This window comes from Actinomadura formosensis (assembly GCF_050948385.1).
Taxonomy (GTDB): Bacteria; Actinomycetota; Actinomycetes; order Streptosporangiales; family Streptosporangiaceae; genus Spirillospora; species Spirillospora formosensis.
In genome coordinates this window covers 2,233,519-2,249,033 of sequence record NZ_CP192011.1, presented here as the reverse complement: position 1 = coordinate 2,249,033, position 15,515 = coordinate 2,233,519, and the positions used below count along the sequence as shown (strand labels likewise).

Sequence of the window (15,515 nt, the reverse complement as noted above, 5' to 3'; positions counted from 1 at the left end):
CGCAGGACGAGAGAGGGCGCCTCGCGATTCCGGGTTTCCAGCCTGTCATTCTGCCAGACGTTCGGCGCGAAAGCGCAATCGCGCCACGGGGTGTCGCCCGGCCCCGGTGCCGGGCGCCCGAGCGCCTCCCACCGGGGCCGGACGCCCCGCGCTCACTTCTTCTTGCGGCCCTGGAGCTTGTTCAGGTCGGGCATCTGGAAGCCGGGCGGGAGCTGCCCGCCGAGACCGGGCGGCAACCCGGGCCGGCCGCCGGCCGCGCCGGGGCCGCCGAGACCGGGCGGGAGCCCCTGCGGCGTGCCGTCCACCGCGGGCTGCTCCGGGTGTCCCTTGGCCGCGGCGGCGCGCTTGCGCGGGTCACCGCTGCGCTGCTTGCCCTTCTTGTTCTTCTTGGCGGCCGCCTTCGCCGCCTTCCTGCGCCCGCCCGGCATCCCGGGCAGGCCCATGCCGCCGGCCATCTGCCGCATCATCTTCTGCGCTTCGAAGAACCGGGTGACGAGGCTGTTGACCTCGCCGACGCCGACACCGGAGCCCTTCGCGATGCGGGCCCGCCGGGAACCGTTGATGATCTTGGGTTGGGAGCGTTCCTGCGGGGTCATCGAGCGGATGATCGCGGCGATGCGGTCCAGGTCCCGGTCGTCGATCTGGCTGATCTGGTCGCGGACCTGCCCCATGCCCGGCATCATCCCGAGCAGGTTGCCGATCGGGCCGAGCTTGCGGATCATCATCATCTGCTCAAGGAAGTCCTCAAGCGTGAAGTCCTCGCCCGACGCGAACTTGGTGGACATCTTCTCGGCCTGCTCGGCGTCGAACGCCTGCTCGGCCTGCTCGATCAGGGTGAGGATGTCACCCATGTCGAGGATGCGGCCCGCCATGCGGTCCGGGTGGAAGACGCTGAAGTCCTCCAGCTTCTCCCCGGTCGAGGCGAACATGATGGGACGTCCGGTGATATGCCGAACGGACAGCGCCGCACCACCGCGTGCGTCACCGTCGAGCTTGGTGAGGACGACGCCGTCGAAACCGACCCCGTCCATGAACGCCTGGGCGGTGTTGACCGCGTCCTGGCCGACCATGGCGTCGACGACGAACAGCACCTCGTCCGGCTGGACGGCGTCACGGATGTCGATGGCCTGCTGCATCATCTCGGTGTCGATGCCGAGCCGGCCCGCGGTGTCGATGACGACGACGTCGTGCTGGGCGTGCCGGGCCTGGTCGATCGAGCGGCGCGCCACGTCCACCGGGTCGCCGACACCGCTGCCCGGCTCGGGCGCGAACACCGGCACCCCGGCCCGCTCACCGACGACCTGGAGCTGCTGGACGGCGTTGGGCCGCTGCAGGTCGGCGGCCACGAGCATCGGCGTGTGCCCCTCCTGCCTCAGCCACCGGGCGAGCTTGCCGGCGAGCGTCGTCTTACCGGCGCCCTGCAGACCCGCGAGCATGATCACGGTCGGCGGCGTCTTGGCCAGCTGGATCCGCCGGGTCTCACCGCCGAGGATGGTGATGAGCTCCTCGTTGACGATCTTGACGACCTGCTGCGCCGGGTTCAGCGCCTGCGAGACCTCCGCACCCCGCGCCCGCTCCTTGACCCGCGCGATGAAGTCCTTGACGACGGGCAGCGCGACGTCGGCCTCAAGCAGCGCGATCCGGATCTCGCGGGCCGTCGCGTTGATGTCGGCCTCGGAGAGCCGACCCTTGCTGCGCAGCGACGAGAAGACCGTCGTCAACCGGTCGGAGAGCGTCTCGAACACGTGTCTGGACCGTCCTTGGAAAGCTTCTGGGATCGTCTATCAGCGTATCGGGTCAGTCGTACTCATTGCTTTGCTCTCGGCGTCAGGCGCTGGCGCGCCTTCCTTCAACGAGCAAAGCGGCGATCGCTGTGTTCATTGCGTTGCCCTCGGCGTCGGGCCTTGACGGCCCTCCTTCAACGGGCCACGCGGCGATCGCTGGCATCGCTCCGGCTCGCCCGGGGGCTCGCTGCGCGATCAGGTTCTCGCTTCGCTTGAACCTGGCTTCGCACGCGATCGCAACGCGGCGGGTTGTTGCGGGCCGAGCTTAAGACAGCGTGCCTTTCGGTTGTCGCGTGGCTGAGGGATGGCTCATGCGAGTGTAATGGCGGGTTTCTGTGGTCTTGTCCGCTTCCCTGGGCGCTAGTGGAGAGCGGCGAGGATTCGGGCTCGGACGGTGTTGAGCGTGTTGAGGTCGTCGAGGGGGCGATGCTCGTCGTCCACCACGTAGAAGACGTCCACGGCCTCGGCTCCCAGGGTGTCGACCTGGGCGGCGCGGATCTGGAGGCCGCACGCGCCGAGTGCCCGCCCGACCCGCCACAGCAGGCCGGGACGGTCGTGGGCGCGCACCTCGATGACGGTCGCCGTCCGTGAGGCGTCGTCCAGGATCATGACGCGCGGCGGCGGCACCGGGACGCCGGGACGTGTCCGCACCGCCCGTGTCCGCCGCTCAAGGCGGGCGGCCACGTCGAGGCGTCCCGCGAGCATGCGCCGCAGGTCCGCCTCCAGGTCGGCGGGGTCGGGCGGCGTCCCGTACTCGGGCACCGCCGTGAAGTCCAGCACCGCCGTCTCCCCCGAAGACGCGGACCCGTCCCGGGCGGGTGGATGCGGGGAGGAGATCGTGCGGGCGGTTCTCACGGCCAGGCGGTGCAGGGCCAGGACACCGGCGGCGCGCCAGAGGAGGCCGGGGCGGTCGGGGGCGGTGATCGTGATGTGGGAGCCGGTGACGCGGACGGCGGCGCCGTCGTGGCGGGCCAGGGCCAGGTGGGCGGGTCCGAGGACGGGCGCGGGCGGCGGCGTCCCGCCGGAGAGGGCGGCGGCGGCGCGGCGGGCGAGTTCGGCGACGAGGCGGGCCTTCCAGGTGCCCCAGGCCGCGGGTCCGGTGGCGGTGCCGTCGGCGATCGCGAGGGCGGCGAGGAGGTCGAGGAGTTCACGTTCGCGGCCCGGCACGTCCGACACGGCCGTGACCACGCTCTGGACGGTCACCGGGTCGTCGATGTCACGGCGCGTGGCGGTCTCGGGGAGCAGGAGGTGGTGGCGGACGAGGGCTTCGAGGACGCGCACGTCGTCCTCGGGGAAGCCGAGCCGGGCACCGAGGTCGCGGACGACGAGGGCACCGGTCGTCGAGTGGTCGCCCGGCCCGCCCTTCCCGATGTCGTGCAGGAGGGCGCCGATGAGGAGCAGGTCGGGACGGGCGACCTCGCGGGTGAGGGCGGCGGCGCCGGCGGCGGTCTCGACGAGGTGGCGGTCCACGGTGAAGCGGTGGACGGGGTTGCGCTGCGGCCGGTTGCGGACGCGTTCCCAGCCGGGCAGCAGCCGGACGATCAGTCCCGCCTGGTCGAGGGCCTCCCAGCCGGCGATGGCGGCGGGGCCTGCGCCGAGCAGGGAGACGAGCGCGTCCCGGGCGCCGGCGGGCCACGGCACCGGCGGCAGGGCGGCGTGCCCGGCGAGCCGGGAGACGGTGGCGGGGGCGAGCGGCAGCCCGGCCTGGGCGGCGGCAGCGGTGACGCGCAGGACGAGCGCGGGGTCGGCGAGGTCGGCGTTGCGGGCGAGGACGACCTCGCCTTCGTGTTCCACGGCGCCGTTTCCGAGGGGACGGCGCTCGACACCGCGTCGCCGGGGCGCGGGCCGGGCGTTCCTGGATCTCGCGAAACGTTCGACACGGCGCCACAGGTGGGAGCCGGCGTAGGTGATCGTGCGGGCCGCCTCCACGATCGAGCGTTGCAGGACGGCGGCCTCCGGCAGGCCGAGTGCGCGGGCGACGGCCCGCTGTTCCTGCAGGACGAGCCGGTCACCTGACCGTCCGGTGACCTCGTGCAGCGCGTGCCGCACGTCGAGGAGCAGGTCGTGGGCGGCCCGGACCCGGCCGTCCGGGGCCGACGCCACCCAGGACGCGGCGACGGCGTGCATCACGTGGACGTCCCGCAGTCCGCCGTGCGCCTCCTTGAGGTCGGGTTCGAGGAGGAACGCCAGTTCGCCGTGGGTCTCCCAGCGTTCGCGGCACATCGCCGACAGGTCGGGCAGCCGGGCGGGGGCGGCGGCGCGCCAGTCGGCGAGGACGGCGGCGCGCAGTTCGTCCGCGAGCGTGCGGTCGCCCGCGACCCGCCGCGCGGAGAGCAGCCCGAGGGCGGCCTTCAAGTCGTCGCGGGCGACGGTCCGGGCCTCGTGGACGGTGCGGACGGAGTGGTCGAGCCGCGTCCCGGAGTCCCAGAGCGGATACCAGACCCGGTCGGCGATCTCGGCGATGTCGTCCCGGCCGCGATGCAGGAGAACGAGGTCGAGGTCGCCGCCGGGCGTCAGCTCGCGCCGCGCGTGGCTTCCCACCGCGACGAGCGCGACCCCGTCCGGCGCGGCGGGCGTGGTCAGCAGGGCGGTCAGGTGCCGGTCCAGGTCGCCGGCGCGGGCGGCCCGCGCCGCCGCGAGGGCCGCGCGGGCGGTGCCGGCCGCCGCGGTGCCGCCGGCCGCGCCGGGCATGGGCGCCCGGTCTCCGGCCGGCGGGCGGGCGAGGGGCACGGGGAGTCCTACAGCGCTTCCGGGCCGGTCTCGCCGGTGCGGACGCGGACGACCGTGTCCACCGGCACCGCCCACACCTTGCCGTCACCGATCTTGTCGGTGCGCGCGGCACGGACGATCACGTCGATGATGTCGTCGGCGTCCGCCGCCTCGACCAGGACCTCGATCCGCAGCTTGGGCACCAGGTCGACCTGGTACTCGGCGCCCCGGTAGACCTCGGTGTGCCCCTTCTGCCGCCCGTAGCCGCTGGCCTCGCTGACCGTCATGCCCCTGACGCCGAAGCTCTCCAGGGCCTTCTTGACCTCGTCCAGCTTGAAGGGCTTGATGACCGCCGTGATGAGCTTCATCCCCGCGCCTCCACCTTCTTGGCCGCGCCCTCGGTGATGGGGGCGGCGGTCGCCCCGGATCGGACACCCGCGCGGATGGTGCCGAAGTCGTAGGCGGTCTCCGCGTGCGCCGTGCCATCGATGCCGGCGGCCTCGTCGTCCGCGCTGATCCGCAGGCCCATGGTCAGGTCGATGACCTTCGCGATCACGTAGGTCATGGCGAACGAGTAGCCGAGCGTGGCGAGGACGGCGACGGCCTGCTTGCCGAGCAGCGCGAATCCGCCGCCCGCGAGCAGCCCGTCCGCGCCCGCGCCGTTCACCGCGGTGGTGGCCAGGAGGCCGATCAGGAGGGCGCCGACGATGCCGCCGACCATGTGGACGCCGACCACGTCGAGTGAGTCGTCGTAGCCGAGCCTGTACTTGAGGCCGACCGCGAACGCGCACACCGCGCCGGCGACGAGGCCGAGGACGATCGCACCGAGCGGGGTGACGAACGCGCAGGCCGGGGTGATGGCGACCAGCCCGGCGACGATGCCGGACGCGATGCCGAGCGTGGTGGACGCGCCGTCCCGCACCTTCTCGACGACGATCCAGGCGAACGCGGCGGCGCAGGTCGCGGCGAGCGTGTTGATGAACGCGACGGCCGCGGTGGCGCCGGCCGACAGGGCGGAACCGGCGTTGAACCCGAACCATCCGAACCACAGCAGCCCGGCGCCGAGCAGGACGAACGGCAGGTTGTGCGGGCGCATCGGCTCCTTCGGCCAGCCTTTCCGCTTGCCGAGGACGAGCACCAGCGCGAGCGCGGCGACACCGGCGTTGATGTGGACGACCGTCCCGCCCGCGAAGTCGAGCGCGCCCAGGCCGGACAGCCAGCCGGACTTGCCGCCGTCCGTCCACCACACCCAGTGCGCGATCGGGAAGTACACGAGCGTCGACCAGACCAGGGTGAACAGGACCCAGGCGCCGAACTTGGTGCGGTCCGCGACGGCGCCGCTGATCAGCGCGACGGTGATGATGGCGAACGTCGCCTGGAAGGCCACGAACACCAGTTGCGGGATGCCCGTGCCGTCACCGGCCGTGGCCGCCTTCTCCAGGCCGACGAGTCCCCAGTCGCCGAATCCGCCGATGACCGGGCTGAGCGCGCCGCCGTCGCCGAAGGCGAGGGAGTAGCCGTAGACGACCCACGCCATGCCCACCACGGCGATGCTGACGAAGCTCATCATCATCATGTTGAGCACGCTCTTGGCCCGGCTCATGCCCCCGTAAAAGAAGGCCAGCCCGGGTGTCATCAGCAGGACGAGCGCGGTGCTCGTCAGCATCCAGGCGGTACTACCGCTATCGATCTTCATCTCTGAGAGAGTCCCTCCTCGCCAGGGAACTTCGGCCCCGAGTCCTTTCCACCCTGGAAGGCCCGCAGGTGCGGGCCCCCAGGGAGCCACCGGGCGAAAAGGACTCACTGCTCAGAGATTCGGCCCCGGCGGTTTCGCGCGCGGGGCCGTCACGTTTCCGAGATGTGAAAACCGACACCGGCGGGTTTCGCCGGTGTTTCCAACTCCTCACATGTCGTGTTCAGCCGATCAGGAGGTGGTTCAGTCGCCCAGGATCGCGTCCACGAACGCCTCGGGCTCGAACGGCGCGAGGTCGTCCGGCCCCTCTCCCAGCCCGACCAGCTTGACCGGGACGCCCAGCTCCCGCTGCACCTGGACGACGATGCCGCCCTTCGCGGTGCCGTCCAGCTTGGTCAGCACCACGCCGGTGACGTTCACGACCTCGGCGAACACACGGGCCTGCTGCATGCCGTTCTGCCCGGTCGTCGCGTCCAGGACGAGCAGGACCTCGTCCACCGTGGCCTGCTTCTCCACGACGCGCTTGACCTTGCCCAGCTCGTCCATCAGCCCGGTCTTGGTGTGCAGCCGCCCCGCGGTGTCGATGATCACCACGTTGACCTTGGTGTCGATGCCCTGCTTGACCGCGTCGAACGCGACGCTCGCGGGGTCGGCGCCCTCGTCCTTGCGGACGACCTGCGCCCCGACGCGCGCCCCCCAGGTCTCCAGCTGGTCGGCGGCGGCCGCGCGGAAGGTGTCGGCGGCGCCGAGCAGCACCGTGTCGCCGTCGCCGACGAGGACGCGGCCGAGCTTGCCGCAGGTGGTGGTCTTGCCGGTGCCGTTGACGCCGACGACCATCAGCACCGCCGGGCGGTCGCCGTGCGCGTCGGTGTGCAGCGAGCGGTCCAGGTCGGGGCCGATCTGCTTGATCAGCTCCTCCTTGAGCAGCCCGCGGACCTCCTCGGGGCTGCGCGTGCCGAGGACCTGGACGCGGGTCCGCAGGTCTTCGGTGACCTGGCGGGCCACGGCGGTGCCCATGTCCGCGGTGATCAGCGTGTCCTCGATCTCCTCCCAGGCGTCCTCGTCGAGCGTGTCGCGCGACAGCAGGCCGAGGAGGGTCTTGCCGAACGTGTTCTGGGAGCGGGCGAGCCGGGCGCGCAGCCGGACGAGCCGGCCCGCGCCGGGCGGCGGCTTCTCGATCTCGACCGTGGGCCGCGGCGCGGGCACCTCCGTCGGCGGCGCCCGCTCAAGGGTGGGCGCCCCGGCCTCCGCCTCGTCGACGGCGGTCGCGCCACCGGTCCGTTCCGCCGGCCGCTCCACCGGCGGCCGCGTACGGGTAAGGCGAGGCCGCAGCAGCATGATGCCGCCGATGATCAGCGCGACGGCGGCCAGCGCGGCGATGACGATCAGATATTCCATAGCGCCCCCAGTTTCCCAGAAGGTGTTACCCAGGGAAGCGACCCCCCGGACCTCCTGTTATGAGCCGGTCGGTCCGCACGCCACGGTACTGGTGAGCCGGGACCGCGCGATCCGCTCGGGACGCCGCGGCCGGTCGGCTCGGCGAGGCGGGATCAGTCCGGTGAGCGGCCCGGGAGGGATGCCCGTTCGGAGGATTCCCATTCGTCGACGTTGCGGAGGAGCGCCTCCAGATAGGAGCGCAGGTGGGTGCGGTACACGTCGCTGTAGGTGCGCAGGTAGGCGATCTCTCGTTCCATCGCGCGGCGCTCGTCGTCCGGGAGCGGCACGGGACGGGCGGGCGGGGGCGGCGCGGCGCGGACGGCGGCGTCCGCGACCTCGGCGGCCTTGCGATGGGCGTCCTCCAGCATGTGCTCCGCGCGGCCCTTGGCGTCGGCCAGGATCGCCTCCCGGTGCAGCCGCGCCTCGTGGGCCAGCTCCCGGGTGTAGCGTTCGGCGTCCGCGACGTACAGGTCGGCGGTCTGCTGGGCCTGCGACAGGATGCGGACGGCCTGGAAGTGGGCGTCCTCGGGCGCCATCACGCCGGGCGCGCCGCCCTGGGCCACCTGGGCGCGCAGCCGGTTCACCTCGTCGGCGAGGGCCGCCTTGTCGTTGTAGATCAGGACGAGTTCCCGCTCGACGTGCGCCAGGAAGTCACGGACCTGCTCCTCGTCGTATCCGCGGCGCCCGAGGGCGGCCCGGGCGAACACCACCGAGTGGAGCTCGCCCGGGGTCAGCCGCGAGCCCTCGGAGACGACGGGAAGGTTCGGGGGGTTCAACGCGCTCACCTCTGTGCCTCGGTGAAGGTTTCCAAGCGGATGCGGTCACGCGCGATACCGAGCCGCGTCAGCTGCTCGACGGTGTGGCCGACCATCGCGGACGGCCCGCACACGTAGGCGTCATGACCGTCCCAGGGGCCGTGCCCCGCCACGACGTCCGACAGGTTGCCGTACTCGACGTCGCCCGGACGGAGCACCGCCGAGAGGCCGTGCCCACCGGGCTCGTCCGACACGGCGGACACGACCGTCAGCCAGCGGAACTCGCAGGCCAGCTTGGTGAGGTGCTCCAGGTCGTAGAGGCCGTCGCGGGTCTGGGCGCCGAAGAACAGGTGCACGCGCGGCGGGACGGGGCGGTGCGAGATCTGCTCCAGGATCGCCTTGAGCGGGGCCAGGCCGGTGCTGCCCGCGACGAGCAGCACGTCGCGCGGGGATTCCTCGTCCAGCGTGAGCGTGCCGATGGGGGCGCCCATCCGGACCCGGTCGCCGGCCTCGGTGCCGCGCACCAGCACCGGGCTCACCGGCCCGCCGTCCACCAGCCGGACGTGGAAGTCCACGGTGTGGTCGGGACGGGGCGCGTTCGCCATCGAGTAGTACCGCCAGTGCCGCAGCCGGGACGGCACCTCCAGCGCGACGGACTGGCCGGGCAGGTACGGCAGCGGCCGGTCCGGCTGGACGCGCAGGACGGCGATGTCGAACCGGCGCCGCTCGACCGCGACGACCTGGCCGTTCCACCAGGCGGGCCGGCTCAGGGCGTCTTCGTCGGCGGCCTCCAGCATGACCTTGGCGACCAGGCTGTAGGCGGCGTTCCAGTCGCTCTCGACGTCATCGGTCCAGTCGTCCCCGGTGAAGTGCCGGAGGGTGGCGAGGAGGCTGGCGCCGACGTGCGGGTAGTGCTCGGCGACGATCCCGAACCTGCGGTGGTCGCGGCCGAGCTGGCGCAGGAACGGGACGAGGGCGGGCAGGTCGTCGACCTGGGCCACGATGTGCCCGAGGGCGCGCAGCAGCTTGTCGCGCTGACCGCTCATCCCGATCGGGAACATGTCGCGCAGGTGGGGATTGCGCACGAACAGGTCGGAGTAGAAGAACATCGCGACGGAGTCGCCCTGCCGGGCGACCCGGTCGAAGCTGTGCTTCAGTCGCTGGGCGTCCACGCCGGATCAGGAGGCGGGCTCGGCGGTGGCCTCCGTCATGACCTCGGCGACGAGGCCGTAGGCGGCCGTCCAGCCGCGTTCGAGGTCCTCGGTCCAGGCGGGGCCGCTGAAGTGGGCGAGGGTCGCCAGCAGGCTGGCGCCGACGAGCGGGTAGTGCTCGGCGACGACACCGAAGCCGCGGTGGCGGCGGCCGAGGTCCTGCAGGAACGGGACGAGCGCGGCGGGATCGTCGACCGAGCCGACGATCTGGGACAGCGCGGCGAGCAGCACCTCGTGCTGTTTCACCATCGCCGCCGGAAACATGGACCTGAGCTGCGGCGCACGCGCGAAAAGGTCGGCGTAGAAATATTCGGCGACGTCCACGCCATTAGCGCCCACCAGGGCGAAATTTTCCTTGAGTTTCCAGGCGTCCACGGGTAGCACCTCTCTGATTCTCCTTAGCGGGCGCCAGATGCCCGGTCGGGGTGGCCGGAGAACCACGGTGCATATGGGTAGCCGATGCGCTTCAAAACACACAAGTCCGCCAGCGTCGCCATCCCGTCACGTTCAGTGCACCGTGGCCCTTTCGACGGACACGACCAGGGAGAACATCCCACGATCCCCCGGCTGCCGAACACCGAAAATCTCAAGGACAGGAATTACCGCATGTCCGAATTTCCCGGTCCCCGTACGATGTAACGCTCCAACGATGGAGACAGATATTACGGACATGTAAAATCCGCAGCGACCCCAGGCGTTCCGATCATGTCCGAGCCCGCAGGAACCAACCGGACGTGATCACACCGGCCCCCACCTCAGCCCCACAACGACCTAAAGGCACGCTGTCTTTAACCCCAGCCACGCAACAACCTCAGCGTTGCGATCGCGTGCGAAGCCAGGTTCGAGCCTGCGAGAACCTGATCGCGCAGCGAGCCCCTAAACGAGCCGGAGCGATGCAGCGATCGCCGCTTTGCTCGTTGAAGGAGGGCCGCCAAGGCCCGACGCCGAGAGCGAAGCAATCAGCACAACCGCTGGCTGACGACCTGGGTGACGCCGTCGCCGCGCATGCTGACGCCGTAGAGGGCGTCGGCGCCCTCCATGGTGCGCTTCTGGTGCGTGATGATGATGAGCTGGGACGACTCGCGCAGTTCCTCGAAGACGGTGAGCAGCCGCTGCGTGTTGGTGTCGTCCAGCGCGGCCTCGACCTCGTCCAGCACGTAGAACGGGGACGGGCGGGCTTTGAACACGGCGACGAGGAACGCGATCGCGACCAGCGACCGCTCGCCGCCCGACAGCAGCGACAGCCGCTTGACCTTCTTGCCCGGCGGGCGGGCCGCGACCTCGACGCCGGTGGTGAGCATGTCGTCGGGTTCGGTCAGCGACAGGCTGCCCTCGCCGCCGGGGAACAGCCGGGCGAAGATCCGCTCGAACTCGCGGGCGGTGTCGTCGTAGGCGGCGGCGAACACCTGCTGGACGCGGTCGTCGACCTCCTTGACGAGGCCGAGCAGTTCCCGCTGGGTCTTCTTGAGGTCTTCCAGCTGGGAGGTGAGGAACGCGTGCCGTTCCTCCAGCGCCGCGAACTCCTCCAGGGCGAGCGGGTTGACCTTGCCGAGCTGGTTGAGCTGGCGCTCGGCGGTCTTGGCCCGCTTCTCCTGGACGGTCCGGTCATAGGGGACGGGCTGCGCGTCCTCCCCCTTCTCGGGGTCGGGCGGGACGAGCTGGTCGGGCCCGTACTCGGCGACGAGCGACTCGACCTCCAGGCCGAACTCCTCCAGGGCCCGCTGTTCGTACTGCTCCAGCCGGAGCCGCTGTTCGGCGCGCGCGACCTCGTTGCCGTGCACGACGTTGACCAGGCGTTCCAGGGTCGCGGACAGCTCGCGCACCTGCGTCCGGACGACCTTCAGCTCGGCCTCGCGGGCGGCCTTGGCCTGCTCGGCGGCCTCGCGGCGGCGGACGGCGGCGGCGAGGGAGTGCTCGATGCGGTCGAGGGCCGTCCGGGCACCCTGGAGGACGGCCTTGGCGACCCGGGCCTGTTCCTCACGGCGAGCGCGGCGCTGGGCGGCGCGGGCGCGCTCCTCGCGTTCGCGGCGGGCACCGCGTTCGAGGTTGTCGGCGCGGCCGGCGATCGCCTGGACGCGTTCCTCGGCGGTGCGGACCGACAGCCGCGCCTCCATCTCGGCGGTGCGCAGTTCCTGGCAGCGGGCGTTCAGCTCGTCGCGCGCCTCGGTGTCGTGCCCGGCCTCGTCGGCGACCTCGGCGGCCTCCTCCGCCTCGGCGAGCCGCATCGCGAGTTCCTCGGCCGCCTGCGTGTCACGCTCCAGGGACTCGCTCGCCGCGTCGAGCGCCTTGCTCAGCCGCTCCACCTCGCCCCGGGCGGCGCGGGCATCGGCCTCCAGCCGGGCGGCGCGCTTGGCCTCCTGCGCGGCCTGGGCGTCGAACTCACGCAAGCGCGCGCGGACGCGGTCAAGTTCGCCCTGGGCCCGGTTCACGCTGGACTGGGCCTCACCGGCGGCGGCCTCAGCGGCTTCCAGCGCCGCCTGGGCGGATGCCTCACGCTCGGTCGCCGCATGAAGCTCATCGGCGGCGATTCCTGCCGCGGTCTCGGCCGCGGCAAGGTCCTCGGTGGCCTCATCGAGCGTCGCCCGCATCTGCAGAAGGCCCCGGCCGCTCCCGGCCGCGCCTCCCTGCGCCCAGTGCGCACCGACCAGCTCACCTTCACGGGTGACGGCGCGCAGCGACGGCTCCCTGCGGACGAGGGCGGCGGCGTCCGAAACGCCGTCCACCACGACCACGTCCCGCAGAAGATGCTCAAGAGCGGGCCGCACCGGATCGGGGACGCTCACCGCGTCGAGCGCGTAGTCGGCGCCCGGCGTCCGCGCGGACGGCGCCACCGCTCCCCCTCCGATGAGCAGCCCGGCCCGTCCGGCGTCCCGGGAGCGCAGCAGCGTGAGCGCGGCCTCGGCCGTCTCCAGCGACCCGACGGCGATCGCCTCCGCGGCGTTGCCGAGCACGGCGGCGATCGCCGTCTCATATCCGGGGCGGACGTTCAGCAGCGACGCGACCGTCCCCAGCACACCGTCCAGCGACCCGTCGGCGCCCGCCGCCAGCAGGGCCTCTCCACCGTCGGCGGCGCCGGCCAGCGTCAAGTTCAGGGCCTCGATCCGGGCCTGCAGCGCCGTGACCTTCTTCTGCGCGGCCTGATCGGCGGACCGCGCCGCCCCGACGGCCGCGCGGGCCTCCTTCAGTGCCCGGCGCGGACCGTCCACGGCCGCACGCGCGGACTCGGCGGCGTCCTTCGCGGTCGCGAGCGCCTCCTGCGCCGCCTCGTGCTCGGCGGCGAGCGCCGGGTCCTCGACGACCTCGGCCTCGAACGCCTCGAACTCCATCCGGGCGTCCTCGGCGCGCTGCTCGGCCTCCTCGCGCGCCTCGGTGAGCCGCCCGATCTCCGACCGTCCGGCCTGCGCCTTGCTGCGCAGCGCCTCCACCCGGCCGCGCAGCCGGGCCAGTTCCTCACGCCGGTCGGCGGCGGCCCGCGCGGCCGCCTGCAGCCTGCGCTCCTCGCCCGCGAGCGCCTCCTCGGCACCGGACCGCTCGTCCACGGCGGTGGCCAGCCCGTCCTGCGCCTCGTCCAGCACGGCGCGGAGCATCTCCTCCTGCTCCCGGATCTCGGCGGCCTCACGCTCCATGTCCTCGGGGTCGCGGCCCCGCCGCTCCTCCTCGCGCGCCTCCGCGGCATTGCGATGCCGCTCCGCGGCGAGATCGGCGACGCCCCGCAGCCGCTCCTTCAGCGCCGACAGCCGGAACCAGGTGTCCTGGACCTGCGCGAGCCGCGGCGCCTGCTCCGCCTCCTCCGCCTCCAGGACGGCCTCGCGCTCCTGCGCCCCGCTCAGCGCCCGCTCCGTCTCGGTGCGCCGCTCCCGGATCGCCGCCTCGTCGGCGGCCTCCTGATCCAGCCTCCTGCGCAGCGTGACCAGGTCGTCGGCCAGCAGCCGCAGTCTCGCGTCGCGCAGATCGGCCTGGATCACCGCCGCCCGCCGCGCGATCTCGGCCTGCTTGCCCAGCGGCTTCAGCTGCCGTCTCAGCTCCCCCGTGAGGTCCTGGACGCGGGTGAGGTTGCCTTGCATCGCGTCCAGTTTCCGCAGCGCCTTCTCCTTGCGCTTGCGGTGCTTGAGGACGCCGGCCGCCTCCTCGATGACCGCCCGGCGTCCCTCCGGCCCCGAGTGCAGGACGCGGTCGAGCTGCCCCTGCCCGATGATCACGTGCATCTCGCGGCCGATGCCCGAGTCCGACAGCAGTTCCTGGATGTCCAGCAGCCGGCACGCGTCACCGTTGATCGCGTACTCGCTCGACCCCGACCGGAACATCAGCCGGCTGATCGTCACCTCGGTGTAGTCGATCGGCAGCGCCCCGTCGGAGTTGTCGATCGTCAGCACGACCTCGGCGCGCCCCAGCGGCGCCCGGTTGGCCGTCCCGGCGAAGATGACGTCCTCCATCTTGCCGCCGCGCAGCGATTTGGCGCCCTGTTCCCCCATCACCCAGGCCAGCGCGTCCACGACATTGGACTTGCCGGACCCGTTCGGCCCCACGACGGCCGTGATCCCCGGCTCGAACTTGAGCGTTGTGGAGGACGCGAAGGACTTGAAGCCGCGCAACGTCAAGGTCTTCAGGTACAAACCCCCGCCATCCTCCCTGCTCCGCACGGCCCCGGCCGCCGGGACCCGTCCACGACCGCAACGCTAGAGGCTATCGCGTACCTGCACCGACGACCCTGGCCACCGCGAATACCGACCCCCGCCCCTTCCTCCCGGCTCCGCCTCCGAACGAATGCCCCACCCCACCCCAACCAACTCAAAGCCCCAATTCCGGGCACCCCAAACCCCCCAGGGTGGTCACCCTGGCCCATACCGAAAAGCGCCGCCACCACCGCAGGCAGGCGCACAAAGAGAACGTCGGCCTCGCACAGCGTCACAAAACAACCCTGCGCAGCTACAACCACCGCGGGGGCCGACCACTCATCACCGACACCCCAAGAGAAGGCAGCCTCTCTGGGCGTGAAGCCCCAGCGACTCCAGCATTGCGATCACGTCCGAAGCCTTAGCCGGGAGAACCTGATCGCGCAGCGAACCGGAGCGATCGCCGCGCGACCCGTTACAGGAGGACCCGACACCGAAGGCAAGGCAAAAACACAACAGACGCGACCACCCCAGCCCCGCAGCAACCCGCCGCGTTGCGATCGCGCCCAAAGGCAGGTTCAAGCAAAGCAAGAACCTGATCGCGCAGCGAGCCCCTGGGCGAGCCGGAGCGATGCGGCGATCACCGCTTCACCCGTTGCAGGAAGGCGCGCCAGCACCCGCCCCAGAGCCACGCGACAACCTGAAGGCACGCTGTCTTTAGCCCAGCCCCGCAACAACCCGCCGCGTTGCGATCGCGTCCGAAGGCAGGTTCAAGCGAAGCGAGAACCTGATCGCGCAGCGAGCCCCCGGGCGAGCCGGAGCGATGCCAGCGATCGCCGCGTTGCCCGTTGAAGGAGGGCGCTCCAGCGCCCGACGCCAAGGGCGACGCAAACAACACAGCGATCGCCGCTTTGCTCGTGGAAGGAAGGCGCGCCAGCGCCTGACGCCGAGAGCGAAGCAATGAATACAGAAGGGACGCCAGGTGGCGGCGTCCCTAGCTTTCCGGAAATGAGGCGCCGATCAGGTCAGCGCCGGTTCACGGTCCTTCACCGCCAGCGACATCACATCGTCGTCCGTCGCCGTCGCAAGCGCGTCGTTCTCTGCCTGAAGCCGTACGAGCTCGGCCTCCAGATCACGTACGCGCTGCTGCAGGCGCCGCATCTCCGCGACCATCCGGGGGTCGGGACCGCCGACGTGGCCGAGTAGAGCCTTCGCCATGACTAAGGGTCCTCCACGCTGAGTAACCAGCAGGGATCGCGCACGAGAAACAGCTGAAGTCGGTGCGCGTATCGTCTAGAGTCGCACCGGCCGGT

At 71.7% G+C, this 15,515-nt stretch carries 10 protein-coding genes; all 10 read right to left on the bottom strand.

All coding sequences use genetic code 11. The features are described from left to right. Positions 1-152: 152 nt before the first annotated feature. Positions 153-1,745: a signal recognition particle protein gene (gene ffh, locus ACQP1N_RS10630; protein ID WP_067799345.1), complete on the bottom strand. Its 1,593-nt coding sequence runs from the start codon at positions 1,743-1,745 to the stop codon at positions 153-155. Between the two features lie 399 nt (positions 1,746-2,144). Beyond that, complete coding sequence (locus tag ACQP1N_RS10625; protein WP_433230788.1) at positions 2,145-4,514, bottom strand: [protein-PII] uridylyltransferase; 2,370 nt, start codon at positions 4,512-4,514, stop codon at positions 2,145-2,147. An 8-nt stretch (positions 4,515-4,522) separates the two neighbouring features. Next, the gene (locus ACQP1N_RS10620; protein ID WP_067806972.1) at positions 4,523-4,861 is read right to left on the bottom strand and encodes a P-II family nitrogen regulator; all 339 of its coding nucleotides are present in this window, start codon (positions 4,859-4,861) and stop codon (positions 4,523-4,525) included. Then, on the bottom strand, positions 4,858-6,189 hold the full coding sequence (locus tag ACQP1N_RS10615) for an ammonium transporter (protein ID WP_084263472.1): 1,332 nt from the start codon (positions 6,187-6,189) through the stop codon (positions 4,858-4,860). The genes ACQP1N_RS10620 and ACQP1N_RS10615 overlap by 4 nt, the downstream gene beginning before the upstream one ends. 240 nt (positions 6,190-6,429) lie before the next feature. Next, on the bottom strand, positions 6,430-7,584 hold the full coding sequence (gene ftsY / locus ACQP1N_RS10610; protein WP_067806977.1) for a signal recognition particle-docking protein FtsY: 1,155 nt from the start codon (positions 7,582-7,584) through the stop codon (positions 6,430-6,432). 152 nt (positions 7,585-7,736) lie between these two features. After that, positions 7,737-8,399 (bottom strand): DivIVA domain-containing protein, encoded by a 663-nt coding sequence (locus ACQP1N_RS10605; protein ID WP_433230785.1) that lies wholly within the window; start codon positions 8,397-8,399, stop codon positions 7,737-7,739. 5 nt (positions 8,400-8,404) lie between these two features. Next, the gene (locus ACQP1N_RS10600) at positions 8,405-9,550 is read right to left on the bottom strand and encodes a globin domain-containing protein (RefSeq protein ID WP_433230783.1); all 1,146 of its coding nucleotides are present in this window, start codon (positions 9,548-9,550) and stop codon (positions 8,405-8,407) included. Between the two features lie 6 nt (positions 9,551-9,556). Next, entirely contained in the window at positions 9,557-9,964 is a 408-nt protein-coding gene (locus tag ACQP1N_RS10595; protein WP_433230780.1) for a globin domain-containing protein, read from the bottom strand. Positions 9,965-10,548: 584 nt separating this feature from the next. After that, the gene (gene smc, locus ACQP1N_RS10590; protein ID WP_433230777.1) at positions 10,549-14,202 is read right to left on the bottom strand and encodes a chromosome segregation protein SMC; all 3,654 of its coding nucleotides are present in this window, start codon (positions 14,200-14,202) and stop codon (positions 10,549-10,551) included. 1,020 nt (positions 14,203-15,222) lie between these two features. Beyond that, on the bottom strand, positions 15,223-15,420 hold the full coding sequence (locus ACQP1N_RS10585; protein WP_021598747.1) for a hypothetical protein: 198 nt from the start codon (positions 15,418-15,420) through the stop codon (positions 15,223-15,225). Positions 15,421-15,515: the final 95 nt, after the last annotated feature.

Bases quoted from the DNA above. Each gene is read 5' to 3' on its own strand.
- ACQP1N_RS10615 (WP_084263472.1), bottom strand. From the start codon at position 6,189: ATGAAGATCGATAGCGGTAGTACCGCCTGGATGCTGACGAGCACCGCG.
- ACQP1N_RS10585 (WP_021598747.1), bottom strand. From the start codon at position 15,420: ATGGCGAAGGCTCTACTCGGCCACGTCGGCGGTCCCGACCCCCGGATG.
- ACQP1N_RS10620 (WP_067806972.1), bottom strand. From the start codon at position 4,861: ATGAAGCTCATCACGGCGGTCATCAAGCCCTTCAAGCTGGACGAGGTC.
- ftsY (WP_067806977.1), bottom strand. From the start codon at position 7,584: ATGGAATATCTGATCGTCATCGCCGCGCTGGCCGCCGTCGCGCTGATC.